Genomic DNA, 24,727 nt, shown 5'->3' with positions numbered 1-24,727 from the left:
TTCAGGGCACTAGCTGGCCGGAAACTGGCGCTGGTAGTGGATTTTAAGGATGGTATTAACCTTTTCCTTCGTCAAGGGCTTGCTGACCAGGCCGGCGATGGGCAACTCCTCCACGCGGTCCAAGTCTTCCGAAACCATGGAGGCGGTGTGCATAACGATAACCGCGGCTTTCTGCTGAGCCAGGGGCAACCGCTGGTACGCTTCGAGAAAGCCCATGCCATCCAGTACGGGCATTTTCACGTCGAGCAGAACCAGAATAGGACTGGCAGGAGTAGCAACCGCGCTGAGCCGGTCAAGGGCCGTCAGGGCCTCCTGGCCGTCGCTGGCAGTCAAGTACTGGTCGGCCACGTCCAGGTTTTTCAGGAGCCGTTCGTTGAGTGCGTTAGTAGTAAAGTCGTCGTCGACCAGCAGCACACCGGGGAGCTTTTTCATAGAGATAAGAATAAGGACTTCTGCCCGCATAAATGCGAAGCAGGGTCGGAATGTTTTAGCCGGGCAGCGAAACAACAAAGCTGGAGCCAACCCCGCGCTGGCTCTCCACACGAATGGTGCCACCGGCGTTTCCCACGATTTTCTTGATCATATACAGCCCCACGCCCGACCCTTCGACGTGGCTGTGCAGGCGCTGAAACAGCCCGAAGAGCCGGGCCTGCTGGGTCTCGTCGAGGCCCAGGCCGTTGTCCTGCACTTCGAGCACGGTGGCCCCTTCAGTAGAGTGGCACCGCAGCTGCACGACGGGCGGCCGGGCGGGGTCGCGGTACTTGACGGCATTGCTGAGCAGGTTGTACACGATGCTGCGCAGGTTGCGGGGGGCAAATGATACGCTGGGGCACCCCGTCACGTCTACGCGGATGTCGGGTTTGGCAGCGGCCAGTAGTGGGGCCAGGTCGAGGCGCACGTCTTCGATAAGGGTGGCCAGGTCCACGGTTTCGGCGGGCTGGGTGTGGGCGGCCTGCAGCCGGACGATGTCAGTGAGCTGGGCCAGGGTCAGCTGGAAGCGCTCCACGGCCCCCTGCATCATATCGAGCAGGGGCAGCACCTGGCTGGCCGCCTGGGTTAGCTCCGGGGCGGCCAGCACGTCGGCCTGGGTACGCTCCCGCACGCTGGTTTCCAGCGCCTCATTGAGCTGCTGGAGCTGCTGGCGGGCCACCACCTGCTCGGTCACGTCGTAGGCACAGACCAGGATGCCCGCCACGGCCCCCGCGGCGTCGTGGGTAGCCTGGTAGGTGAAGTTGAAGTAGCTCGGCTCCAGCTGGCCCGAGTTGGTCCGGTCGAGGTGGGCGGGCACCTCGTTGCCGTGGTAGGTCTTGCCGGTGCGGTACACCTCGTCGAGCCAGTCGAAAAACCGCTGGTTGGTCAGCTCCGGGGCCGCCTCGCGGTAGGTTTTGCCCACCAGCTCCCGAAAGCCGAACGCCTGCCGGAAAGCATCGTTGGCCAGCTCAATCACATGGTCGGGGCCGCTGAGACGAGCGACAAGGCCGGGAGCCTCCTTAAACAATGAAAACAGGCGGCGGCGCTGGCGCAGGGCCTTGGCCAAAGCGGCGGCTTCGCGAATCTGGCTGTCGCGCAGGGCTTCTTCGGCGGCCGGGCGCGTGTAGTCGGCGGTATCCGGGAAGCTGACGATCAGCAGTGCCCCGCTGCGCCGGGCCACCAGCTGGTAGAGGGTAGTAGGCTCGTCGGCCTGACAGGGAGTGTCGTAGCGGCCGGCCACGCCGGTTACAAACACGCGGTGACAAAAGGCGAAGATACCGGCGACCTCCGCGGGCGGAAAGCAGGCGAGCAAAGTGCTGCCCGGCCGCGCCGGCATCCGCTGGCTAGCCGGGTTGAGGTAGTCGAGAATAAAATTCGTTACCGCACTATCCGGCCCGCACACGGGCCGCCAGAGTTGGATGGGCGTCAGCGAAACGTCCAATACGCTTTGCAGTAATTCGTCGGTGGCAGGTAGGGGAAAAGTAGGCCCGGTGACAAGGGCGGGAGAAAAGAACTCCATGAGAAGCGCACGGGGCGCGAGGGGTAAGCGGGGCGGCCGGGAAAGCAGAGGAAGAGACTGCGGGCAGATAAGAGCCGACGGCCGCGCTGAGGCGGCGGATGGGCACCCGAAGTTGGAGCGCGGGCCGGAGCGCTGTCCAAGCTGAACCGGCAATAGCCTATACGGCCTGGCCGGGGAAGTGACTGGAATTGCGTGCGTTATCAGCCAAAAAGAAAGAGAGTGGAGGGGATGTCCAACCAATAATCGAATTTCAGCAACCAGGCACAAGCCTGACTGCGGAGCGCGTTTTGGTCTTTGAAGTGTTCCGGCCAAGCCCGGTGTACTTTATACTTCGTGGCGTTCTGCCTGACGTTCTGTTACTTTGCAGCCCTTGCCCGGCCTCCGGTTTTCGGTATCCGGCGCTCATTTCTAACTCCTGCCTCTATGCGTTGGTTCTGGCTTATCGGTTTTGCTTTAGCGCTTATTTTGGCTGGTGTGTATGCCTACCTCGGCGGCTTTCGTCAGCCTGAAGTAGCCGTGATAACAACCGCAAAACCCATTTTTTTGGCTGGGCGCTACTACAATGGTCCCGTGCGGGGCGATGAGTTTGGAACACTGTTTCGTCAGGCGCAACAGGTAAAGGCAAACAATCATCTCCAGGGTACGCTGGGTAACATCTATTACAATGACCCCGAAGCTGCCGGCGACACGGTGAAAGCCTTTATCGGCCTGATCGTAGCGGATACCGTTTCCCAGAATTTGCCCCCCGGCTACCATTACAGCACATTTAGCGGTGGGCAGCGCGTAGTACAGGCCCGCCTGAAGGCCAGCTATATGTTGGCGCCCGGCAAGCTGTACAGCGGCATCAAAGATTTTGCGAAACAGCAGAAACTAGGACTCGGTCAGGTATACGTGGAGCAATTCCCGGACACTGGGCCAGTAGAAGTGCTGGCAGTAGTGAAGTAGAATGCTACTTGATGTCAAGCAAAAAGCCCTCCAGCTATCCGCTGGGGGGCTTTTTTGAGAGTTTGCAGTAAATCGGGGTGGCAGGATTCGGACCTACGGCCTCGTCGTCCCGAACGACGCGCGCTACCGGGCTGCGCTACACCCCGGAAGTGGTGCCGTGCGAGGTACCAAGCCTTCCTTTTACTGCCCAAAAAAAGCCTCCGAATCAAGATTCGAAGGCTTTTTTGAACAGCTCGCTGTTCCGTCGGAGTGGCAGGATTCGAACCTACGACCTCCAGCACCCCATGCTGGCGCGATACCAGGCTACGCTACACCCCGATGGTATTGAGTCGCAAAGATAAGATACGTTTTGGGTTTGGCACAATCTTCGGAAGGATAAAATTTGAGGTTAGGACTGATAAAGTTGCCCAAGCGCTTCTCAAACAGGAACCGTAAAGTTTGATAAAAAGAGGAAGTCGCTTACCAGCAGCTGGGGTAGCCCCTAACTTATCGGTTGAGGCTGAGTAGAATGCAGTTGTAAAGAGGAAAATTAGAATAGAAGAATACCAGCTACGTTATACTTTTACAGGAATATTGACTTCTTCTCTTTCGTTTCGGATGCACATGAAAAAGCTTACTGTCTTGCTGGGCTTAGGAATGGTCTTTTTGCTAACGGTGCCGACCCAGGCCCAAACGAAAGCCACCGTGAAGCCCCCAGCGCCCACCGCGTCAGTTGCACCCGCGCCAGCTGTTGCGGCGGCCGTAGAAAAGCCTGCTGATGCTGCGGAACCCACCGGGGCGCCCTCTTTGATAACCGACAAGATGGAAGCCCCGGCCGCTACTTCCGGAGCGCTTAAAGTAAGCCTGGATAATAACCCCCTGACCAAAAGCCTGATTGTACGCACTGACGCCGCCGGCCCCACCCGCGTAGAAATAAACGACGGCGAAGGCCGGCCCGTGCTGACCCGCAATATGATGGTGGGTAATAAGCCTACTTCCCTCGACGTAAGTCGCTTACCTGCTGGCTACTACATCGTGCAATGCACGGCCGGCGAGCGACGCGGCATGCGCCGGGTGATGCTCGGTCAGTAGGAATCAGGAGTATGTAGAAAGCCCCCCAGAGTCGTCTGGGGGGCTTTGTGTTTGATACGGGTGGGGAGTAGCTACACTTCTTCCGTCTGCAGCTGTCGCTCGTAGAGGGCGCGGTACAGACCATTCGTATCCGCCATGAGAGCCGCGTGGGTGCCGTGCTGCACGATCTGGCCATCATCGAGCACCAGAATCTCATCAGCCAGCTTCACCGACGACACGCGGTGGGAGATAATCAGGCTGGTGCGATTGGCCATAATGCGCTGGAGGCTGCCTAAAATGGCGTTCTCGGTGTTGGTATCGACGGCCGAGAGGGAATCGTCGAGAATCAGGATTTTGGGTTCTTTGACCAGGGCGCGGGCAATGCTGACGCGCTGTTTTTGCCCCCCGGAAAGCGTAATACCCCGCTCGCCGAGCTTGGTATCGAAGCCCAGCGGAAACTGCACGATGTTGTCGTACACGTTGGCGTCTTTGGCCGCTTGCAGCATTCTTTCCTCGGTGGGGTGTTCCAGACCGAAGTTGATGTTGTTGCGAATGGAATCGGAAAACAGAAATACATCCTGGGGCACGTAGCCGATTTGCTCGCGCAAAGAAGTCAGGGCGTAGTCGCGCACGTCGGTACCATCCACCAGAATGTGGCCTTCGCTTACGTCATAGAGGCGGCAGAGCAGAGCGGCCACGGTGCTTTTGCCCGAGCCAGTGTTGCCGATAACGGCCAGCGTCTGACCGGGCCGGATGCGGAAGCTGACTTTTTGGAGCGCCTGAATACCGGTATCAGGATAAGTGAAGGACACGTTATCGAAGATGATGTCGCCCTGAATCTCGCGCTCTACATTCTGGCGCGAAATGATATCCGTCTTTTGATGCATAAACTCATTGATGCGGGCCTGCGAGGCTTCGGCCCGCTGCACGAGGCTGCTGGTCCAGCCTAGGGCCGTGACGGGCCAGGTGAGCAGGTTTACATAAATCAGGAACTCGGCGATGCTGCCCACGCTGATGGTGCCCCGGATAACTTCCTGACCACCAACCCAGACCGTGATAATCGTGCTCAGGCCCACCAGGAATAAAATCAGCGGGAAAAAGAGGGAATTCACAAAGTTCAGACTCAGAGATTTTTCGCGGTAGTTGTCGCTGGCCGCAGTGAACTGCTGGTGCGAATCATCCTCCCGCACAAAGGACTTAAGCACCCGAATGCCCGAAAACGCTTCCTGCACGAAGGTCGTCATGCTGGACAGGGAACGTTGAATCTCGTCGGACTTGCGCTCGATCAGATTATTGACGTAGAAAATGCTGATGGAGAGAACAGGTAGCGGCAGGAGGGTGTAAATCGTCAGCTTCACGTTCACCAGCAGCATGAGCGGAACGATGAGCACGAACAGAATCACGAGTTGCATAAAGTACATGATGGCCGGCCCAATGTACATGCGCACCCGACCCACGTCCTCAGAGATGCGTGACATCAAATCGCCGGTGTTGTGGCGGCGGTAGAAGCTGAGCGGTAGGGACTGGTAGTGCTGAAAAATCTCGTTCTTCTGGTCGTTCTCCACCCGCCGCGACATCACAATCAGCGTCTGACGCATAAAGAACAGGAAGATGCCCCGCAGCAAGGCCATAAGCACGATGAGCAGGCCATAGAGCAGCACGTTGCGTCCAAACAGTTCGTACACGCCGCTCTGGGCCCGCGTGCCCGCAAAGAGGTGGTATAAGTCGATGCCCTCATTTACCAGATCAAAGGCATAACGCACGATCTGGGCCGGAAAAATGGCAAGCAGCGTCGAGAGCGCCACGAACAGCACGCCGCCCAGAAAGTGCCATTTATAGCGGTACAAATACTTATTGGTAGAGGCAAGAGCGCGCACGGTACAATGGGTTGGAGCGGGTGGAAGAAAGGGCCCGGCAAGCTACGTAAGCCCGACAGCCGGGGGGCAAAATCAGAAAATCGGTTTACTTTTGCACCCAAATTGAGGGGTGTAACACCAAGCTCCAGCTTGGTGAGTTGTTGAGTACTAACTGTGGTTACGACCGCAACGATTCACCAAGCTAGAGCTTGGCGTTACATTCTTCAAAGATACAACAACCGCTTTCCACCCATTTTCCTTTCCCACCACCCAAATTTTCATTTTTGTCCCGCATGGTTGAAATCCAAGAGTTGACCGATACATCGGTTTTCGGTCAGATTGCCGAGCATCAGCACGAACAAGTGGTCTTCTGCCACGACCACGAGACGGGCCTAAAAGCCATTATCGGCATCCACAACACGGTGCTGGGGCCTGCTTTGGGCGGTACCCGCATGTGGGAGTACGTCTCCGACGCCGAGGCCCTGAACGATGTGCTGCGCCTCTCGCGCGGCATGACCTACAAGGCCGCCATTTCGGGCCTGAACTTAGGCGGCGGAAAGGCCGTCATCATCGGCGACGCCAAAACGCAAAAAACCGAAGCCTTGCTGCGCAAGTTTGGCCGCTTCGTGCAGAACCTCAACGGCAAGTATATCACGGCCGAAGACGTAGGGATGACGACCAAGGATATGCAGTATATCCGCATGGAAACCAGGCACGTAGCGGGCCTGCCCGAAAGCATGGGCGGTTCCGGCGACCCGTCGCCCGTGACGGCTTTTGGTACCTATATGGGGATGAAAGCGGCGGCCAAAAAAGCCTTCGGATCGGAAAGCCTGGCGGGCAAGCGCATCGCGGTGCAGGGCGTGGGCCATGTGGGGGGCTATTTATTGGAGCACCTCGTGAAGGAAGGTGCCAAAATCGTGCTGACCGACTACTACGAGGACCGCAAGCTGGAAATGGCCGCCAAGTATGGTGCCGTAGCCGTGGGCCTGGATGAAATCTACGATCAGGAGGTAGATATCTACTCGCCTTGCGCTCTGGGCGCTACCATCAATAATGACACGATTGACCGTTTGAAGTGCCGTGTGATTGCGGGCTGCGCCAATAACCAGCTGCAGGACGAGAACGTGCATGGTCCGGCGCTGGTAGAGCGCGGCATCGTGTACGCGCCCGACTTTCTCATCAATGCCGGGGGGCTTATCAACGTGTATTCCGAGGTAATTGGGGGCAGCCGCAAGTCGGCCCTCAGCCAGACCGAGAAAATCTTCGATTTCACTACTGAAGTACTTAACAAGGCAGAGCAGGAAGGTACTCACCCCCAGAAAGCCGCCATTCGCCAGGCCGAGCAGCGTATTGCTGCCTTAGGCAAAGTAAAATCAACTTATTAATTGCGTCGTGCGTTGTGAGTTGCCTTTTGAAAAGTAGAAGAAAACTCGTTTCCTGACTGGAATAAGGCAACTCACAATTCGCAACACACACCACAACAGAATGCTCAATCGTCGCTCGCTTCGCATCAAGGTTATGCAGGCCCTATACGCTTACCATCAAGCGGTAGGGTCAGATTTTCTGCTGGCCAATGACCGTATCGCGGAGGAGTTCGCGCCCGACCTGACTTCGCCCGAGCCGCAGGACCGCAAGATGCTGCAAGGCCAGCGCAAGCTAGCCGAGGTTATCTTTAAGGAGTGGCACAAGACGGGCGCGGCACCGGAAAAAACCGAGGACGCGGCCGTAAATGAGGCCGTAGCCGATGCCATCAGCTATTACGAAAAGCAGGTCAAAAAAGAAGGAACCTTCTTTGAGGGTCAGATGCTGCACGCGGCTGAGAGCATTCACGACCAGTACCTTCATCTGCTGAACCTGCCCACGGCTTTGCTGCGGGTAATGGAAGATGAGCGCGACCGGGAGGCCCGCCGCTTTACGCCTTCTAAAGAAGCTTTGCTCGACACCATCAGGTTTGAGCAGAACCAGGTGCTGGACAAGCTGGTGGCCAACAAGCAGCTGCAAGACCTGACCATCCGGCGCAAACTGGAGTGGAACGGCGAACAGGAAATGGAAGCCCTGCGCACCGCTTGGCGCCAGGAAATAAAGCAGGACGCCGACTTTCAGGCCTACCTGGCCGCGCCGGGGGGCAATTATGCCGAAGACCAGGAGGCGCTGAAGCATCTGTATAAAACTTTCGTGTTCAAGGAAGGCGCGCTGGCTACCCAGTTGGATGAGGCCGACCTGAACTGGGAAGAAAACCGCTCGGTAGTCAAAAATCTGGTGGTCAAAACCCTGAAGATGCTCGACGAGGCAGCCGACGAGAACTTGGAGCTGATGGCACTGTCGGCCAACTGGGCTGAGGATAAGGAGTTTGCCCAGAGCCTGTACCAGCAAACCCTGGCCGACGACGAGCGCTACGAAAAGCTGATTGCCGAATCGGTGCAGAACTGGGACGTGGAGCGCGTGGCTCAGCTGGATAAGATCGTGCTGAAAATGGCTCTGTGTGAAATGCATCTCTTCCGCAGCATTCCGGTGAAGGTGACCATCAATGAGTACATCGAAATCAGCAAGATGTACAGCACGCCCAAGAGCAAGCAGTTCATTAACGGTATTCTGGACAAGCTGGCCCAGGATTTGACGGCTAGCGGTGCTATCCGTAAGTCGGGTCGCGGCTTACTTGACAATCAATAATTGGAGAAGTAAGAAACGAAAAGTGAGAGGCGAGACTGATTTTGTTCCCGGCCGGCTTTATATCTCATTTTCTGTCTTTGCGTACTCAGCAATAGTTAGTGTCTCACTTCTCGCTTCTCTGTACTCACTTCTAACTTTATTTCTCTAAAAATATGGGTAGCAAAACCACTACCGGCCTTGTGTGCTTCGCGGGCGGTGCCCTTACCGGAGCCGTTTTGGGTCTGCTGTACGCGCCTGAAAAAGGCCGCGAAACCCGCAGCTGGCTTAGTTATCAGCTCGAAAAGTACCGCGAGGTATTAGCCGACCTTACCGAAAGCCTGGTGACGAGCCGGGTAGATGCCGGCCCTTCTACGGCCAAGTCGGAAGGCCAGAAGGTCATTCGCGAAGCCAAAGACAAAGCGGAGCAACTGCTCGGCGATGTTGACCAGCTCATCAACCAAATCAACTCCCGTAAGACGGTTTAATTTTGGAATGGCCAAATGGTTGAAGGTTAAATGGCTGATCGTTCTTGTGTTTGAATGAACGATCAGCCATTTAACCTTCAACCATTTAGTCATTTAACCATTTAGCGCTCAACGATTGATGCATACTATCACCCTTATTCCCGGCGACGGCATCGGGCTCGAAATCACGAAGGCCGTCACGGATATTTTCAGCGCCGCGCAGGTACCGGTGCAGTGGGAAAAGCAAAACGCTGGCCAGACGACCTTCGACCAGTCGGGGGAACTGATTCCGCAGGCGTTGCTGGACTCGCTGGAGAAAAACCGGGTAGCACTGAAAGGTCCCATCACGACGCCCGTGGGCAAGGGCTTCCGCAGCATAAACGTATCGCTGCGCCAGAAGTATGACTTGTATCAGAACGTGCGCCCGTCTAAGTCCAATGCCGGCATCGTGACGCGCTACGAGGACATCGACATCGTGCTGTTTCGGGAAAATACGGAAGGCCTGTATTCAGGCCTGGAAACGTGGGATGAGCGCTTGGGCATTGCCGACTCTACAAACCGCATTACGGTGGCCGGCTCGCGCAAAATCTGCCGCGCGGCCTTTGCCTACGCCGCCAAGCATAACCGCAAGAAGGTAACCTTGGCGCATAAGGCCAACATCATAAAGATGGCGGGCACCCTCATGCTCAACGCTTGCAAAGAAGCAGCTGCGGAGTTTCCGCAGATACAGTTTGAGGATAAAATCATTGATAACATGTGCATGCAGCTGGTGAATAAGCCTGAGCAGTTTGATGTTATCGTGACTACTAACCTGTTTGGAGATATTCTGTCGGACCTCTGCGCTGGTCTCGTAGGTGGCTTAGGCGTAGTGGCCGGCGCCAACATCGGCGACGATATGGCCATATTTGAAGCCGTTCACGGCTCGGCCCCGGACATTGCCGGCCAGGGCAAAGCTAATCCCACGGCGCTGCTGCGCTCGGCCCTGATGATGCTGCACCACTTGGGCGAGCACGGCCACGCCGACCGCCTCGAGGCGGCGCTTGATGCTACCTTGCTGCAAAAAGAGAAGTGCACCGGCGACCTGGGGGGCAAAGCCTCGACCAGCGAGTTTGCGCAGGCGGTAATTGATAATCTAAAGTAAAAAATGCCCCCCGGCACCTAATTCTGTGTGCTTTAACAGGGGCAGTTGGGTACTAGATGTCGGAACCCTGCATAGTATTCACCTGTTTTAGTTTTTTTAATTGAAAACGAAGAACTTAGGCTGTCCAATTAAGATGGTCTGCTAACAAACTCCATGAAACGTACCCTGATTCCTTCCTTGTTCGCCTTTGCAGTGTTGCTGGGCGCTTGCAACTCCGATAAGTCCACTGATGTAGGCACCGCCGGCATGAACGCCGCCGCTACCGCCGCTGATGCTACGGCCAGTCCGGTAGTAGACAACCCCAACGTGGCTAGCGAAACCGAAGCGCCTAACCCCAATGCGCCGGTGATGACCTTCGCCGAAACCGAGCACAACTTTGGCGACATTAAGCCCGGTGCCGTAGTAAAGCACACATTTTCCTTCATTAACACCGGAAAAAGCCCCCTGCTGATTGAAAACGCAACGGCTTCCTGCGGCTGCACCACGCCGAACTGGACCAAGGAGCCCATCGCGCCCGGTGCTAAAGGCACCATCGACGTGCAGTTTGACAGCCAGGGCAAAACCGGCCTGCAGAACAAGCAGATAGCTATCCGGGCCAACACCCAACCCACTATCACCCAGATTGCCATTCGCACCAACATCTTGCCTGACGGCCAAAACGGACCGTTAGCGCAATAAAACAGTAAGTAAGGGCGGCCCACAAGCCGCTCTTGCTATTTTTGCTGACTCGTGCGCCGCTTGGCTACTTGGTAGCTTTGGCATCTCATCTTCAACCCAACACCTCTCTGATGTTCCTCACGCTTTTCTTGCAAGCCCCGGCGGGGGGCATTACCCAGTTTCTGTTTCCGGTGGCTATTGCCGCCGTAGTTTATTTCTTTATGATCCGGCCCCAGCAGAAGCGGGCGGCTACGGCGCGTAAATTTCGCGAGTCATTGACTAAAGGCGCCACCGTGGTTACTATTGGTGGCCTGCACGGCAAAGTCGTAGACGTGCATGAGGAATCGGTAATTGTAGAAGTAGATCGGGGCACCCGCCTCAAATTTGACCGCAGCGCCATTGCGCGGGAGGTAACTCCAGCCGCAAAAGCGCCCATAACAACGCCATAATAGCCTTAACTATACTGCTTTGCCGCTCACTCGTGCTGCCCGTCTGGTTCGCTGGTTCACCAGCCCGTTTTACGGGCAGGAGAGCAGCTACTGGCGGGCAGTTACCGTTTGTTTTGTGGCGGCTTCCACGTTTTGGCTGCTGAATGCACTGAACAAAACGTATTCTACCCGCATTACTTATCCCCTGACCTGGCGCTACGACGCCACGCGCTTTATCCCGGTGCAGCCGCTCCCGACGGAAGTAGCGGTAAACGTGACGGGTCGCGGGTGGAAGCTGTTGCGCAAAAGCCTGATGCTGGACGTGAAGCCGGCGGAGGTGCCCATAAGCCGCGTGCCCACAGCCACTCGCTTTGTTACGGGCAGGTCCTTGCGGCCGGCCCTGCAGACGGCCATGGAAGGCATGCAGTTCAACTACATCCTGACCGATACGCTTTGGGTAGAGTTTGATGCACTGGTAACGCGCCGCTTACCGCTGACGCTCAGCCCGGATGCCGATGGCTCCGCGTTGCCTTACGCGGCGCGCTTTGTGCCCGAGAGTATTGCTTTCCGGGGTCCGGCCCGCACCGTAAACCGCCTTGCCAGTCCTTACCCCGTGCATTTGCCTAAAGCCCCGGCTGGCAGCAGCGACGGGGCTATCATCGTGCCCATCGGCGGTCCGGCCTCAGTGGAAACCAACGTGCAGGAAATACAGGTGCGCCTACAGCCGCGCCCTTTATTAACCGTGCCAGTGCAGGTAATACCTGAGTTCAATAATTTTCCGGTTGGGGAGAAATTTCAATTTTTCCCCGCAACCGTCACCGTGGAAGTACAGTGTTTCCCCGAAGATACTGCCCGGTTGAACCTACAGGAGCTGCGCGTAATGCTGAATTATCGCAAGCTGACTGCTCCCGATTCCAGCCTGGAGCCCATCCTCGTACAAGCTCCTGCTTTGGCCCGCGGCACGCTTATCAAGACGCCCGCCGTGCGGGTTTTGCGGGCTCGATGAGTATGCTGCGAATCGGCATTACCGGAGGTATTGGGTCAGGAAAGAGTATTGTCTGCCGGTTGTTTCAGCTGCTGGGCGCACCGGTTTACGACTCTGACTATCGGGCTAAATGGATCATGGCTAATGAGTTGAGGCTGCGGGCTGAACTTTTGGCCACTTTTGGCCCCCAGACATTTAGCGAGGCTGGCCAGCTCGATCGGGCTTACCTGGCCCGCGTAGCCTTCTCCGACCCCGCTCAGCTGGCCCGGCTCAATGCCTTGGTGCATCCGCATGTGGGCCGCGACTTTGAAGCCTGGGCAGCGGAGCAGCAGCAAGCGGGGCACCCGTACTTGCTGAAAGAAGCGGCTCTGCTTTATGAGTCGGGTGCTTACCGGCAGCTCGACCGCATCATCACCGTTTTTGCCCCCCAGGCCGTGCGGCAGGCCCGCGTATTGCGCCGCGACCCTCACCGTACTGCCGCTGATATTCTGGCTATTGTCGGCAAGCAAATGAGCGAGGAGGAGAAGGTGCAGCGCGCTGATTATGTCGTGTATAATGATGATCAGCAACTGCTTATACCCCAGGTGCTGGCGCTTGATACGCTGTACAGGCAACAAGCTTAGTACTTCGCTACCTCATTATCGTGCTGCGCTTGAAGGGTCGGGTCGAAGAGCTTGCGGTACGTAACGTGCGTTTTGGAAATGCGCGCCCCGATGGCGCGGGTAAGAGCCAGCATACGGGGGTTGAAGTCGCCGACCCAATTCATCTCAATCTCCGTGTGGCCCGCCTCCACGAGCGCCCGCTGGGCGTGTACCAGCATCGCCGACTCGACGCCCTTGCCCTGATGAGCAGGCACTACTCCGAAGATGACCCCAAACATTTTTCGCGGCTTTCGTCGCTCGTAGCACCATTTCTCCCAAACAAACCGAAATTTGCCCCCCAGATTTAACCGTGGACCTACATGCTTAAAAGTCTGATTTAATTCGGGTAAACTCACGAAAAAAGCAACGGGCTTGTACTGATGATAGGCAACAAAAAAGCCGATGACACTGGTCGGCAGCGTAGGGTCGGCCTGTGTGGTAGCCTCGTTCACAAAGGCGGCGACGCGGCCAATGGCTGTGCCTCGCGCATCAGTCAGGATCCAGCGGGTAGCCGTGCCGTGCCGAAAATTTGGGTTGTGCCGCGCGTCGAAGACGGCCTCAGTGTCGTTGTCGAGCGGTGAAATCCAGTTGGGGTGGTTTTGGTAAATTCGGGCAGGCAGCTCCAGGAATTGCCGCCGGTGCCGGACAGTAGAAACTTCAAGCAGTGACATCACGCATTAAGGAACGATACCGAATAGGCGAGCGATATAGCTATGAAAGGGACTAAATCGCCAAAACGCTTATGACCAGCTTACTAACCGGAGCGTCGAAAAACTGATAGGATGCGCACGCCGTTCACCCGGATAGTATGCACCTCTCGCCCGATAGTGTCGGGGAAGGACTGCGTCCGATAACGATAATTGGTGAGGATATAATCGGCGTTTTGGTGGTTGGTGAAGCGTAAGCGGGCGCGGTCAGTGGGGGGCAAAATTAGCGAGTTCGTGTAAACCAGGGTTCCACTGGGCCAGGGCGAATGGACGCTGATGGTGGGCGCCTGGTCGTGAGCGAGCACCCATTCAAGGCCTTGCCGGTAAGAAAGGCCCCAGTAGTCAAGGTCGAAATTGCGTTGGGCAAAGCTGGGGGGCAAAATGCTGAAATACGTTTGCTGGTGCGGATGGTCGCGGGCGATGCGCCAGGCAGCATGCAGCATTCCCCAACTGCCAATGAGGGCGGCACCTAGAGCCAGGGGCCGCCATCGAGGCCACTGCCGCGCCATAGCGGTTAGTGTATGCGCGCCACGTACTGCCAGAAGCACCAGTGCCGGATAGATAAAATATAAGTGCCGCCACCCATCATACACCACCGGACGCAATCCAATAACCAGCAGCACAGGCACCAGTAGCCAGCTAACGAAAAGTAGATCGAGGCGGCCGGCAAACGTACCTAGACTCGCTCGCCCTTGCTGAATCATCTCCCGCAGCCAGCTTCCAACTCCAGCTAAGGCCGCAAGCACGTAAGGGAAAGGAGTGGTAATACTTATCCAAACCGGGATATAATGCCAGGGAAGCTGCGTGCCCGACAAGACTTGCCCAAAATACACCACGCGCCCAGCCCAGGGATACTGGCTAATGCGCTGGGTAGCGGCCAGTAGCTCTTGCCAGGAGTGAGCCCAGAGGTAAGGCCAGCCCAGCACTGTGAGGGCCAGCGCGCTTACCCCATATATTCCCCCCACCCGCAACAGCTGTCCGCGCTCGATCCGAGCCCGGTAGCCGGCTTCCAAGCCCAGCAGGAGCAACGTTACAGGCACCAGTAGTAGGCCCTGCACCCGCACGTCCACCGCCAGCGCCGTAGCCAGGCCATGAACTACGGCTCGCCCGTAAGCAGGGCGCTGTAGCAGCCGGGTGAGCGTGTAAATGGCTATCGTGAACGAGGCCATATACACGATGTCCTTGCCGTTGTAGAAGGCTTCGGCAAAGAAGCGCGGGGAAAGCACCAGTAGCCCTGCTGCCAGCACGGCCCAACGCCAGTCCTGAAACCGCTGCTTCGCCAGTTGATAAAGCGCCCAAACCCCAAGTACGAAGACCAGAAACACACAGAAGTGACGCAGATGGTAGAAGGCCCGCGAATCGCCGTGAGTAAAGACGAAGCTGAGCAGGGCCAGCGGCAACTCGAAGGCCACCCCGTGGTCGGCATCGGCAAAGGTGCGGATGTCGGGAATCAGGCGGCTGCTGGGCTGGCGGGCCACCAATTCGGGTGCTACCAGCTGGGTCAGATACTTCGCGCTTACCAGCCCATTTAGGTGGTTGTTCGGCTCGTCCCACGATACGCCGTAGTCATCATGCAGCCAAAAACCCAGGCTCAGCAGCACCCCAAAAAAGCCCCCCACAATCCACCGGCTGCTCGACTTAAAGAAGTTAAAACGAAACAGGTCAGGCATAAAGACTCTTACAGCCACTACAGTGCCTGCGCAAGTTAACAGCTAGCCAATGAAGAGTATGGAGCAGATCGGTTGTTGACATAGTAATTGGCAGCCACAAAAAAGCCCGCTTCACGAATGAAGCGGGCTTTTTAGGTAATGGTTTAGTGGCTTAGCTATCCTTAGATAGAACCGTAAGTAACCGTACGCACGGTAGTCGAACCGTTGTTGGTCGATGTTTGCTTGACAACCAGGGTTGAGGAAGTCAAATCAGCGGGTCCGCTAAGAGTAGACGGGAAGTTGGGGCATAAGCAAGGCTCCGTAAAAGTGATGACCGTGCGGTCGGCGTTCCAGCTCCAGGTACCCTTCGCGGTTTGCTGATCGGCAGGAGAGCATTTGCTGGGTCCTTCGTTTATCTCCAGGACGTTATTATCGTTGAAGCGGATAAAATCATCCTTGCCACACGCGGCCAGTGCCGCGTAGTTATCAGTCGTTGTGCTAGCGCCAGCGCTAGTGGTGGTTACGCTAACATCGGCCGTCGCGCGCCAATCCTTGTTGATTAGCAAAGTGGTTTTAGGATCTGCTGCTTCCGGGTCACTCTTCTTAGGACAAGCAGTAAAAATGCCAGCAAGCAACAACAGGAGGGTAATATGGAACAGATTTTTCATGGTAACGAGATGAATGGAAATGGAAATGAAGCAACTCAATAGCAGCCGGGATGCCGCAATGCCAAGCTAAATACGCTATACGCTTCAGCAGGTTACTTTATTATAAATATTCTACGAAAACCCATAGAAATATTGATTTTTATAGGGTTCAATCAACTAGCTATACAGACTATAAAATCCATGGAACTAAACAAAAAAAGGACAGCCGTTGCCGACTGTCCTTTTTGGTGGGAGATACTGGGTTCGAACCAGTGACCCTCTGCTTGTAAGGCAGATGCTCTGAACCAGCTGAGCTAATCTCCCTTTTGTTCCCGTTTGGGATGGCAAATATGGCAGGTCATTTTCGAATACGCAAAAAAAACTGCGACCTTCGGGGTATAATTTTCGGTGGGAGGGATAATAAAAGCTCCCAACTGTTTCACTACCAGAAAACTTCGGTTGTTGATTCGTTTAAAAAAGATTTTTCTGTACTCGTTGCTGGGGGGCATTTTGCTGCTGTTGGGGGGCATTTTGGGAATCTGGCTGGGAGAGGAGCGCATCATTGCGCTGTTTGTGCGGGAGGCTAACCGGCATCTGCGTACGCCTGTGCAAGTGGGCAAAATTGATCTTTCGTTGATCGACCAGTTTCCACGGGTCTCCGTGACGCTGCAAAACGTGGTAGTGGGCGGCTCTTTGCCCCAGGATACCGTAGCGCTGGCTCGCGCCCGCCGGCTTTACTGTGCTTTTGATGCCTGGGATTTGGTCGCTGGGCGTTACCGTATCCGGGCCGTGACGCTGGATTCGGCGACGGTGCAGGTGCGCTACGATGCTCAAAGCCAGCCCAACTGGGATGTTTTCCGCGCAGATTCTACGGGCACGCCTGATGACCAGCCATTCGCTTTTGACCTGGAGAAAATTAATCTGCGGCGGGTACTGGTGGTGTATAATGATGCGGCCCGGCATCAGCGCCATACCGTGCGGGCCCACGATTTGCGCGCTGCCCTTTCTGTAACCGAAACTCTGATTGACATTAAAGCCGAAGGCAGCGCCCGGATTGAAGCCGTTGCGCTGGGTGAGGATAAATATTTTCGGGAGAAAGAGCTGATTATTAAAACGCTGCTTGCTATTGACCGGCCAGGGCGGCGCATCACCATTGAGCCCTCTGACCTGCGCATTGGGCCTGCTACCTACGGGGTAGCTGGTACAGTCGGCTACGGGGGCGAAACGGTGCTGGATCTGCGGCTCGATGGTCGACAGACAGATGTTCAATCTCTGGTGGCGTTGTTGCCTCCGCGTCTGGCCGGCAACCTTAGCGCATACCGCAGCCGTGGGGACGTCTACTTTCGGGGTACGGTGCGCGGTGCTATGTCGGCTTACAGCAACCCGCGGGTAGTGATGCAGTTTGGCTGTCGCGATGCTTCCTTTTATCATCCTGAGTACCGCGAAACCGTGGAGCACGTCTATCTGACGGGCACCTTCGATAACGGAACCCAGCGTCTGCTGCGGACTTCAACGCTTGCTTTAAGCCAGGTGCGCGGTACACTACACGGGCGGGCACTGGGGGGCAATTTGCGCTATCATAACTTCGATGACCCCAGCGTACAGCTCGATTTGAGGGCCGACCTCGATGTGGCCCGCGCGCTGCGGTTCTATCCCGTGGCGGCGGTGCGCGCGGCTAGCGGTGATGCCCGCCTCTCGCTACGTTTCAACGGTAATCTGCGCGCGTTTCGGGCCCAGCCGGCGGCGGCAGCGGTGCAATCCAGCGGCGACCTTACGCTGCGCGGCGTGAGCCTGCGGCTACGGAACTTCGGGCAGCCATTTACCGGCATGAGTGGCAACTTTATTTTGCGTCGTAACGATGTAGCCGTTAGTGATTTCAAAGGCCGCATTGGTCGCTCCGATTTTCAACTCAATGGCCTGTTTAAAAATGCATTGGGCTGGCTGCTGCTACCACGCCAGCAGCTGCTGGTGGAGGCCGACGTAACCTCTCGCCTACTCGATTTCGACCAGCTGCTGAGTGCGCAGCTAGCTGATGCTACTTCCTCGCAAAAAAGCCCCCCAATGGGTAAAAAGCCTGGCCGGCAATCAGAATACGAGTTTCATGTGGCCCCTAACCTCGCGCTGAATGTGCAGGCCAAGGTGGGGCGGGTGCGATTTCGGCGGTTTCGGGGGCGCGACTTGAGTGGCGCGCTGCGCCTGCGCGACCAGGTTATTTCCTCGCCCATGCTAAGTGTGGCGGCGGCTGGGGGGCAAGCCAGCATCCGGGGGAGCATTGATGCGCGCCAGCCCGATTTGTTGAAGGTGCATACCACCATGGCTTGCTCCCAGCTGCCGCTCGACAGCTTATTTTATGTGTTTGAAGATTTCGGCCAAAAGTTTATCACGGCTCGGCACCTGCGCGGCCGCCTTACGGCCTCGGGCGAGTCGGACCTGTACTTCGACCGCCGTCTGACGCCGCTTACTGACCGTATGGAAGCCGAAATAAGAGCCACGGTGCGCGATGGCCAGCTAAATAATTTCGAGCCCTTACAGAAACTTTCCATGATAGCGCGCCGCGAGCAGCTGCGGCAGCTGCGCTTCGCGGAGCTCACCAATAACTTTTATATTCAGAGCCGAACGGTATACATGCCGGAAATGGAAATTCGCTCTAATGTGCGCACCGCCTCCATTATCCGCGTTACGGGTACGCACACTTTCGACCAGCAGATGGATTATCACCTCTCAATTCCGGTACTACCGGGGCTGTTGCATCGGGCGTCGGTGGGGGGCAGCGGTACTACCGGTCCCAACCTGCTGCTGGCCATTCAGGGAGATGAAAACGACTTCAGGGTAAGCTACGACCGGGCGCGCGTGCAGGCCAACCGGGCCGCTACGATGCCTCCCGCTGGCCCCCGACCCAGCCTGGGCGACTTGCTGAAAAATCCTGATGCTTCCACCGATCCTGACGCATCGCCCGCCACTCCGCCCGCGGAAACACGCAGGCCATTCGAGACGAAAAAACCAGCGAAAAAGCCTGCTCAGCCTCAAACAGGTGAATATTTTGATTTCTAGTACAGCTGGTAGCAACCATAAGCTATAAGATATTTGATCCCTGTTCTACTGCGGGCGACAGGTGAGCATCAACATTTCCGATTGTGGCGCGTTAAGGAGAGCGGTATTTTTCTTTCCTCCCAAACACAACCGCTATGAACGACAATGAAGTATTGCAGAACTACTCCGAGCAGGAAAAAACGGCTTACCTCAGCGTAATTGCCAGCTTGGCATCGGCCGACCGGCAAGCTTCGGATGCTGAAATAGAGTTTTTGCAGCAGCTGTCTCAGGCAGCTGGCCTCTCTAGCGGTGCTGCCCAACAGGTGGTAAGCGCCGCCCAGGATGCCAACAATAGCACTGTACAGCAGAATCTGGATGTATTGCGGGGCAGCGAACTGCGCTTTTCCCTGGTTACTGACCTGATCAGTTTCGCCCGCGCCGACGGAGCTTATTCCAACGATGAGGAGGCAATGGTCAATAAAATATCGGCCTACTTGGGCATCAATCAGCAGCAGCAGCATACGCTGGAGCAGGTAGTAGACCAAGCCGAAAAAGTGCCCCACGATGCCAATGACCCCGCCAAGCAGGGCTTCTTTGGTGGTATTACCGACAAGCTCGCAAGTGCTGGCATTCCCAAAGGTGCTCTCATGGGTGGCCTGCTGGGTATAGTAGCTCCCATGGTGTTGTCGCGCGTGATGGGCGGCGGCAGTCGGGGTGGTATGATGGGCGGCGGTGGCATGGGCGGCCTGATGGGCGGCAGCACCATGGGCGGCCTGATGGGTGGTATGGGCGGCAGCGGCATGGGCGGCAGCGGCATGGGCGGCCTCCTCGGTGGTTTGCTCGGTGGCGGCTTGCTGGGCAACGTACTAGGTGGCGGTGGCGGCCAGCAGCAGCTGCCCCAGCAGGGCTCGCACGTAGGCAGTGGCGGCCTTGGCTCGCTCACCTCCATTCTGGGCGGATTGGGCGGGCGACCTAATTCTGCGCCTCGCTCAGCTGGCGGCGGTGGCCTCGGCAGCCTCCTGGGTGGTGGCAGCGGTATGGGCGGCCTGCTCGGGGGGCTGCTCGGCGGACGCTAAGCCAGGTTTGCACGCTAATAAGCATTGTATACAGAAAAAGCCCCCCAGAATATGTTCTGGGGGGCTTTTTCTGTATTGTGAAAAGTTATATGAGCCTTGAAAAGATTTTGCTATCAGCTTTACTTTCTCCTCTCACTTTCCCAAAACAGGCTGCTCTACTGATTCCAAGCCTTGCAAGCGTTCAGCAGGAAGCTGAGAACTGGCCAACACGTTGGCAAACTTGCCCCCGTGGCGCTCCACGGCCTCCACAATGCCGTAGTTCAGTTCCTCCTTTACGGCCAGATACTCGTTGTAATCGTTGGTTTCGACAAAGTACTGCACGGCGGCTTCTTTGGCCGTAGGCGTGAGGGCCGTAAACTGAAGCTGCACCTCGTTGGTGGTAAGTGGGTGTGCCCGAATGGTGGCCGTGGCATCAGCGATAATGCGGCGCAGCTGGTCGCTGGTCGTTTCGTGGCTGATGGTGAGCGTGAAGTTGACGCGCCGGGCCGTGCGCAGCGACAGATTGTCCAAAGGCTTGTCAATCATGGACTTATTGGGCACCGTGACGTAGCTTTTCTCTACCGTGCGCAGACGCGTGCTGCGGAAGCCTACTTTTTCAACGGTTCCGGTTACGCCGCCCACGGTCACTAGGTCGCCTACATTAAAGGGACGGTCGAGGAAGATGGTGAAGGAGGCAATCAGGTTTTCGAGGCTTTCCTTGGCAGCGAAGGCCACGGCCAGGCCGCCAATACCCAGGCCACCAATAAGGGCCGTGACGTTCACGCCAAAACCTTTACCCAGGATGACCAGAAAGGCGATAATCATCACAAACACCTTCAGTAGATCCTTGGCAAAAGGAATGAGCTGATTATTCAGCCGGGAGGGCAGTATCTCAGCGCGGCGGCTGAACACCAATACGAAAAAATCGATGAGGCGCAGTATAATCCAGCAAATGGCCGTGATGAAGCCAATCTGGTAAATCCGAAAAATAACCAGCTCCACCCAGTGGTCGCTTTTGTCCAGCTCGGAGCTGCGAACCGGATAATCAAGCACTTTGAACGCCAGAAAAACGGTAATCAGAAACACGACCACCGCGATAGGCTTGATGAGCAGGGCCTGAAACTGCCGTTCGCTTACGTCTTCGGTCTGCTTGCGCAGGAAACGAAACAGCAGGTGCGACAAAAAGCGCGACAACAAGGTTTTAAAGGCGTACCCAACCAGCAGAATAGCCCCGCACACGAGGTAAGTGCCGATATTATTGCCGAAAAATCGGTACTGAAGAAATTGGTTGACAGTCATTGTAATGCAAAATATGATTGGCCTTAAGGAAGGCAATCAACAAACTATACCAGCTCCCGCAAGGCCATCTCAAACGACTTCTGGGCTAATCCCGTGCGGTCGTTGCCTTGTTGACGGGTACGCTCCAGGGCCCGACGAATAACGCGCGACGTGTCGCCGAAGATGGCTTGGTCGGTGATTTCAACGTTGGTTTCCATCAGGTAGGCAAATACCCGAGCCATGCCACAGTTAGCAATGAAATCGGGAATAACGGAAGCGTGTTGGTCGGCATACTCGCCGGTAGGCCCGAAGAAAATTTCGGGGTCTTGGAAGGGCACGTTGGCTCCGCAGGAAATAACTTCAAGGCCGCCAGCCAGCATTTGCTCTACCTGCCCACGGGTAACGAGGCGGGACGACGCAGCTGGAATAAAGATTTCAGCCCCCGAAGACCAGATGCGCTGGCTAATTTCCTCGAAAGAAAGCAAGTCGCTGGTCGTGAGCGTATTGTTCTTTCGATCCAGAAACAGCTGCCGAATGTCTTCAAGTGAAAACCCATCTTCGCTTAGCAAGCCACCCGCCCGGTCGATGATGCCGGTGACGCGCACGCCCTGGCTGGCTAAGTAATAGGCCGCCGCCGCGCCCACATTGCCCCAGCCCTGAATCAGGGCACGCTTACCGGCCAGCTCTCCGCCCCACAGCTCATAGTAGTGGCGCACGGCCTCGGCCACGCCGTAGCCCGTTATAAGGTCGGCGACGGTGTATTTGCGGGCCAGGCTGGGCGTAAACGTGGCATCCTCAATCACCTTCACCACGCCCTGGCGTAACTGACCCAGCTTCTGAATCTTCTGGGGCTCGGTGGCGTGGTAGTGGCCGTTCACGATGCCTTCCTGGGGGTGCCAGAGGCCGTAATCTTCCGTGATGGGGATTACATCATGAATTTCGTCCACATTCAGGTCGCCGCCGGTGCCGTAGTATTTTTTGAGCAGTGGAATAACCGCCTTGTACCAGCGCTCCAGCACGCCGCGCTTGCGCGGGTCATGAGGGTCGAAGTTGATGCCCGATTTTGCCCCCCCGATGGCCGGCCCCGGCACGGTGAATTTCACTTCCATGGTCTTGGCCAGGCTTTCCACCTCTCGCTTATCCAGGCCCTGGCGCATGCGGGTGCCGCCGGCGGCGGCTCCACCCCGGAGCGAGTTAATGACCACCCAACCTTCGGCCTCGGTTTCGGCATCCTTCCATTCAAAAAAAAAATTTCGGGACGCTTATTTTCAAATTTGGCCAGCAGGTCTTTCATTATAAATAGCAAAAAATGATAGGGCGGGAAAAAGTAACGCAAAGGTAAGTAGAGCCTTGCTAGCGCTTTGGAATAAGCTTTTAGAACATAATTTTTTACAAGCAAAACCTAACTAAACCTAGCTAGTACCAAATCTTTTCAGCGCTATGTTCGTTTCAAAGGAACTTTGCAGGGCTAGAATATCGTATGATCCTTATTCTCTCCCTAAGTTTTCCACCTTTGTACTAGTATATGAAACCTCTGCTGGCGCGTGTAGAATCCAAAAAAGTAGACAAGGCTGCCGCAATGCTCAAGGTGTTGGCCCATCCCAAACGCCTCGCAATCGTGGATTTGCTGGGTAAGGAGGACAAGATGACCGTAACGGAGATCTACCGTTCGCTCGACTTGCCCCAGGCCATTGCCTCTCAGCATCTTATTACTTTGAAAGACCGGGGTATCCTCTCGTCGTTTAAAGTAGGTACCAAGATTTACTACTCCCTATCGATTCCCAAGCTGCTCGATGTGATCGACTCACTCGAAGACTGCTGCGAATCGATGTAATCATCTGGTTCTTTGATGAAACCAAATGAAAAAGACCGCTCATGGCGGTCTTTTTTCGTGTAACACCAAGCTTCAGGCTGTTGAACCGGTGCGGTCGTTATTTGCAAGCGAACGTTCAATTGGCTTGTTACAGCACGACTCGCGGGGGGGGGCTTTTTTGAAATAACGACCGCGACGGATCGCCAAGCTGGAGCTTCGCGTTACACCGTGGCCGGCTGGTTTTCTAGGTCGAAGAGTTCCGTGATGATGTCGATAACCTGATCAGCTTCGCCGCGCTTGCAGGCAGCTTTGAGCTGAAGCACGGGCTGCTTGAGAAACTTCTGCATCAGAGAACGGGTAATTTCGTCCATGCGCTTGGCTTCTTCGGGGGCCATTTTCTTCTGGTAGCGGTCCATTTCCTCCTGCCGAATCTGCTCCAGGGCATTCTTCAGCTTCTGAATAGTGGGCGACACCAACATTTCCTTGGTCCAGTCGGAGAGGCTGGCAATGCTCTCGGTAATAATAGCCCGCACCTGCGGCACGGCGGCCAGACGCCGCTCCAGCGCCGCGCTGGCTTTGCTATGGATAGCGTCGATGTTATACACCAGTACGCCAGGCACATTTTCCACCTCTGCCTCTACGCTGCGGGGCACCGAGAGGTCGATGAAAAACTTGTAGTTCAGCACGTCGAGGCGCGCCACCATGTCAGTGGTGAAGAAGGGCGAATCGCGGTTGATTGAGGAAATAACAACATCAGCTTCCTTAAGACCCGTTACCAAGCCTTCAAAATCGAGTACGCGTAAGCCACACTCAGCGGCAATGTCTTCAGCCTTAGCGCGGGTGCGGTTACAGATGCTGACGTTGGTGAACAAGCTGCTGTCGCCGAGGTGGCGGCATACATCAGCCCCAATTTCCCCTAAGCCTACTACCAAAATGCACGGGTTGGCTACGTCGGCTGTTAGCTCTTCTACCAACTCCAGCGTGGCGTAGGAAGTAGAGGCCGCCCCATCGCGGAAGCTGGTTTCCTGCTGTACCCGCTTATTAGTGAAGAAGATGGTGTGCATCAGGCGGTGCAAAAACGGGCCAGCCGCGTCCGCGTCGGCGGCCCACTGGTAGGCGTTCTTTACCTGATTACTGATTTGTAGGTCACCTACTACCTGCGCGTCAAGGCCCATGGCTACCTCGAAAAGGTGCTGAACGGCCGTCTCATAAGTGTCGAGAACATCGAAATACGACGCGTAGGCGTGGCTCTCGGGCAAGCCCTTGAGTTGGCCCAGGGCCGTGATGATGGCCGTGCTGTGGTCGTGGTCGGCGGTGTAGTATACCTCCGTCCGGTTGCAGGTGCTGAGCACGAGCAGGTCGCTAAGACCTAGGTCGTGGTGAAGAGAGTGCAGGAAGCGGCGGCAAGCAGCTTCATCTAAAGCAATCAGCTCCCGGATTTCTAGGGGGGCTTTCTTGAAAGACAGGCTGACAGCTTTGAATGGGTGGAGCATAGCTGGTGCTAGTGCGAGAATCTGGGGGGCAAAAATACGGCGGAAATCGCTAGTGTGAAAACAGCCGATCCTCCATGGTGGTTCGAGGATATGTAAAGTATAGTGCCAAAACGCTTATAGCCAGACTGGGGGGCTTTTTAGGGCATCGATAAACTTGAAAAATTAGTATAGCGACCGTTTGGAAGCAGAGCTGTGGAACCTGAGTTAGGGCCAAAGCGTCTGCATCGGGTGCGGGCACGTATCTTCGTT

Annotated in this window: 21 protein-coding genes, 3 tRNA genes and 1 pseudogene; 13 read left to right on the top strand and 12 right to left on the bottom strand. The window is 56.1% G+C overall.

Annotated features, from left to right (window positions below):
• Positions 1-9 precede the first annotated feature (9 nt).
• Together B9A24_RS01815 and B9A24_RS01810 are read right to left on the bottom strand one after the other, a co-directional pair.
• Entirely contained in the window at positions 10-432 is a 423-nt protein-coding gene (locus B9A24_RS01815; RefSeq protein WP_159451916.1) for a response regulator, read from the bottom strand.
• Between the two features lie 55 nt (positions 433-487).
• Positions 488-1,990 carry a sensor histidine kinase gene (locus B9A24_RS01810; protein ID WP_084443420.1) on the bottom strand — a complete coding sequence of 501 codons (1,503 nt, stop codon included), beginning with the start codon at positions 1,988-1,990 and terminating at the stop codon, positions 488-490.
• Between the two features lie 423 nt (positions 1,991-2,413).
• Between B9A24_RS01810 and B9A24_RS01805 the strand changes: the two genes are divergently transcribed.
• Positions 2,414-2,935, top strand: coding sequence for a hypothetical protein (locus B9A24_RS01805; RefSeq protein WP_084443419.1), 522 nt, complete (start codon positions 2,414-2,416; stop codon positions 2,933-2,935).
• A gap of 72 nt (positions 2,936-3,007) precedes the next feature.
• Here B9A24_RS01805 and B9A24_RS01800 read toward each other — a convergent pair.
• Positions 3,008-3,081 (bottom strand) — tRNA-Pro (locus B9A24_RS01800).
• Positions 3,082-3,179: 98 nt separating this feature from the next.
• Positions 3,180-3,253 (bottom strand) — tRNA-Pro (locus tag B9A24_RS01795).
• Positions 3,254-3,508: 255 nt separating this feature from the next.
• On the opposite strand from B9A24_RS01795, the gene B9A24_RS01790 reads away from it, so the two are divergent.
• A complete protein-coding gene (locus B9A24_RS01790) occupies positions 3,509-4,006 on the top strand; it encodes a T9SS type A sorting domain-containing protein (RefSeq protein ID WP_143434702.1) in 498 nt (165 codons plus the stop codon).
• 71 nt (positions 4,007-4,077) lie between these two features.
• Here the strand turns inward: B9A24_RS01790 and B9A24_RS01785 are convergent, their stop codons facing one another.
• Positions 4,078-5,862, bottom strand: coding sequence for an ABC transporter ATP-binding protein (locus B9A24_RS01785; RefSeq protein ID WP_084443417.1), 1,785 nt, complete (start codon positions 5,860-5,862; stop codon positions 4,078-4,080).
• A 272-nt stretch (positions 5,863-6,134) separates the two neighbouring features.
• Here B9A24_RS01785 and B9A24_RS01780 point away from each other — a divergent pair, with 272 nt between their 5' ends.
• From B9A24_RS01780 to coaE, 8 genes are all read left to right on the top strand, one after another.
• Positions 6,135-7,226, top strand: coding sequence for a Glu/Leu/Phe/Val dehydrogenase dimerization domain-containing protein (locus B9A24_RS01780; protein WP_084443416.1), 1,092 nt, complete (start codon positions 6,135-6,137; stop codon positions 7,224-7,226).
• Between the two features lie 100 nt (positions 7,227-7,326).
• Positions 7,327-8,511: a transcription antitermination factor NusB gene (gene nusB, locus B9A24_RS01775; protein WP_084443415.1), complete on the top strand. Its 1,185-nt coding sequence runs from the start codon at positions 7,327-7,329 to the stop codon at positions 8,509-8,511.
• A gap of 152 nt (positions 8,512-8,663) precedes the next feature.
• Positions 8,664-8,975, top strand: coding sequence for a YtxH domain-containing protein (locus B9A24_RS01770; protein WP_084443414.1), 312 nt, complete (start codon positions 8,664-8,666; stop codon positions 8,973-8,975).
• Positions 8,976-9,093: 118 nt separating this feature from the next.
• Complete coding sequence (locus B9A24_RS01765) at positions 9,094-10,095, top strand: isocitrate/isopropylmalate dehydrogenase family protein (protein ID WP_084443413.1); 1,002 nt, start codon at positions 9,094-9,096, stop codon at positions 10,093-10,095.
• Between the two features lie 153 nt (positions 10,096-10,248).
• Positions 10,249-10,773 (top strand): DUF1573 domain-containing protein, encoded by a 525-nt coding sequence (locus B9A24_RS01760; RefSeq protein WP_084443412.1) that lies wholly within the window; start codon positions 10,249-10,251, stop codon positions 10,771-10,773.
• Positions 10,774-10,850: 77 nt separating this feature from the next.
• The gene (yajC, locus tag B9A24_RS01755) at positions 10,851-11,201 is read left to right on the top strand and encodes a preprotein translocase subunit YajC (protein WP_317044211.1); all 351 of its coding nucleotides are present in this window, start codon (positions 10,851-10,853) and stop codon (positions 11,199-11,201) included.
• Positions 11,202-11,220: 19 nt separating this feature from the next.
• Positions 11,221-12,186, top strand: a complete 966-nt coding sequence (locus B9A24_RS01750; RefSeq protein WP_084443410.1) for a YbbR-like domain-containing protein — start codon at positions 11,221-11,223, stop codon at positions 12,184-12,186.
• On the top strand, positions 12,183-12,788 hold the full coding sequence (coaE, locus tag B9A24_RS01745; RefSeq protein WP_317044210.1) for a dephospho-CoA kinase: 606 nt from the start codon (positions 12,183-12,185) through the stop codon (positions 12,786-12,788). Before B9A24_RS01750 ends, coaE begins: the two co-directional genes overlap by 4 nt.
• Here coaE and B9A24_RS01740 read toward each other — a convergent pair.
• From B9A24_RS01740 to B9A24_RS01725, 4 genes are all read right to left on the bottom strand, one after another.
• The gene (locus B9A24_RS01740) at positions 12,785-13,477 is read right to left on the bottom strand and encodes a GNAT family N-acetyltransferase (protein WP_143434701.1); all 693 of its coding nucleotides are present in this window, start codon (positions 13,475-13,477) and stop codon (positions 12,785-12,787) included. The two genes, coaE and B9A24_RS01740, sit on opposite strands and share 4 nt — an antisense overlap.
• An 83-nt stretch (positions 13,478-13,560) precedes the next feature.
• Positions 13,561-15,183, bottom strand: coding sequence for an ArnT family glycosyltransferase (locus B9A24_RS01735; protein WP_084443408.1), 1,623 nt, complete (start codon positions 15,181-15,183; stop codon positions 13,561-13,563).
• 161 nt (positions 15,184-15,344) lie between these two features.
• Positions 15,345-15,830 carry a hypothetical protein gene (locus tag B9A24_RS01730; RefSeq protein ID WP_084443407.1) on the bottom strand — a complete coding sequence of 162 codons (486 nt, stop codon included), beginning with the start codon at positions 15,828-15,830 and terminating at the stop codon, positions 15,345-15,347.
• Positions 15,831-16,055: 225 nt separating this feature from the next.
• A tRNA-Val gene (locus B9A24_RS01725) sits at positions 16,056-16,133 on the bottom strand.
• 138 nt (positions 16,134-16,271) lie between these two features.
• Between B9A24_RS01725 and B9A24_RS01720 the strand changes: the two genes are divergently transcribed.
• On the top strand, positions 16,272-18,860 hold the full coding sequence (locus B9A24_RS01720; protein ID WP_143434700.1) for an AsmA-like C-terminal region-containing protein: 2,589 nt from the start codon (positions 16,272-16,274) through the stop codon (positions 18,858-18,860).
• 134 nt (positions 18,861-18,994) lie between these two features.
• Positions 18,995-19,915, top strand: a complete 921-nt coding sequence (locus B9A24_RS22905) for a TerB family tellurite resistance protein (protein WP_084443405.1) — start codon at positions 18,995-18,997, stop codon at positions 19,913-19,915.
• 132 nt (positions 19,916-20,047) lie between these two features.
• Here the strand turns inward: B9A24_RS22905 and B9A24_RS01710 are convergent, their stop codons facing one another.
• Positions 20,048-21,193, bottom strand: a complete 1,146-nt coding sequence (locus tag B9A24_RS01710; RefSeq protein WP_084443404.1) for a mechanosensitive ion channel family protein — start codon at positions 21,191-21,193, stop codon at positions 20,048-20,050.
• Between the two features lie 44 nt (positions 21,194-21,237).
• Positions 21,238-22,466, bottom strand: a pseudogene (locus B9A24_RS01705) (Glu/Leu/Phe/Val dehydrogenase dimerization domain-containing protein).
• 231 nt (positions 22,467-22,697) lie between these two features.
• Here B9A24_RS01705 and B9A24_RS01700 point away from each other — a divergent pair.
• Entirely contained in the window at positions 22,698-23,006 is a 309-nt protein-coding gene (locus tag B9A24_RS01700; RefSeq protein WP_084443403.1) for an ArsR/SmtB family transcription factor, read from the top strand.
• A gap of 200 nt (positions 23,007-23,206) precedes the next feature.
• On the opposite strand, the gene hemA is transcribed toward B9A24_RS01700, so the two are convergent.
• A complete protein-coding gene (gene hemA, locus B9A24_RS01695) occupies positions 23,207-24,478 on the bottom strand; it encodes a glutamyl-tRNA reductase (RefSeq protein WP_084443402.1) in 1,272 nt (423 codons plus the stop codon).
• Between the last annotated feature and the right edge of the window lie 249 nt (positions 24,479-24,727).

It is taken from the genome of Hymenobacter roseosalivarius DSM 11622 (assembly GCF_900176135.1).
Classification (GTDB): domain Bacteria; phylum Bacteroidota; class Bacteroidia; order Cytophagales; family Hymenobacteraceae; genus Hymenobacter; species Hymenobacter roseosalivarius.
This window is presented reverse-complemented; position numbering and strand designations above follow the sequence as displayed.

What these genes read in the sequence shown, in the direction of transcription:
- B9A24_RS01730 (WP_084443407.1), bottom strand. Translation starts at nt 15,830, where the DNA reads ATGAAAAATCTGTTCCATATTACCCTCCTGTTGTTGCTTGCTGGCATT.
- B9A24_RS01815 (WP_159451916.1), bottom strand. Translation starts at nt 432, where the DNA reads ATGAAAAAGCTCCCCGGTGTGCTGCTGGTCGACGACGACTTTACTACT.
- B9A24_RS22905 (WP_084443405.1), top strand. Translation starts at nt 18,995, where the DNA reads ATGAACGACAATGAAGTATTGCAGAACTACTCCGAGCAGGAAAAAACG.
- B9A24_RS01700 (WP_084443403.1), top strand. Translation starts at nt 22,698, where the DNA reads ATGAAACCTCTGCTGGCGCGTGTAGAATCCAAAAAAGTAGACAAGGCT.
- B9A24_RS01760 (WP_084443412.1), top strand. Translation starts at nt 10,249, where the DNA reads ATGAAACGTACCCTGATTCCTTCCTTGTTCGCCTTTGCAGTGTTGCTG.
- B9A24_RS01735 (WP_084443408.1), bottom strand. Translation starts at nt 15,183, where the DNA reads ATGCCTGACCTGTTTCGTTTTAACTTCTTTAAGTCGAGCAGCCGGTGG.
- B9A24_RS01765 (WP_084443413.1), top strand. Translation starts at nt 9,094, where the DNA reads ATGCATACTATCACCCTTATTCCCGGCGACGGCATCGGGCTCGAAATC.
- B9A24_RS01780 (WP_084443416.1), top strand. Translation starts at nt 6,135, where the DNA reads ATGGTTGAAATCCAAGAGTTGACCGATACATCGGTTTTCGGTCAGATT.
- nusB (WP_084443415.1), top strand. Translation starts at nt 7,327, where the DNA reads ATGCTCAATCGTCGCTCGCTTCGCATCAAGGTTATGCAGGCCCTATAC.
- B9A24_RS01805 (WP_084443419.1), top strand. Translation starts at nt 2,414, where the DNA reads ATGCGTTGGTTCTGGCTTATCGGTTTTGCTTTAGCGCTTATTTTGGCT.
- B9A24_RS01770 (WP_084443414.1), top strand. Translation starts at nt 8,664, where the DNA reads ATGGGTAGCAAAACCACTACCGGCCTTGTGTGCTTCGCGGGCGGTGCC.
- B9A24_RS01740 (WP_143434701.1), bottom strand. Translation starts at nt 13,477, where the DNA reads ATGTCACTGCTTGAAGTTTCTACTGTCCGGCACCGGCGGCAATTCCTG.
- B9A24_RS01810 (WP_084443420.1), bottom strand. Translation starts at nt 1,990, where the DNA reads ATGGAGTTCTTTTCTCCCGCCCTTGTCACCGGGCCTACTTTTCCCCTA.
- coaE (WP_317044210.1), top strand. Translation starts at nt 12,183, where the DNA reads ATGAGTATGCTGCGAATCGGCATTACCGGAGGTATTGGGTCAGGAAAG.
- hemA (WP_084443402.1), bottom strand. Translation starts at nt 24,478, where the DNA reads ATGCTCCACCCATTCAAAGCTGTCAGCCTGTCTTTCAAGAAAGCCCCC.
- B9A24_RS01710 (WP_084443404.1), bottom strand. Translation starts at nt 21,193, where the DNA reads ATGACTGTCAACCAATTTCTTCAGTACCGATTTTTCGGCAATAATATC.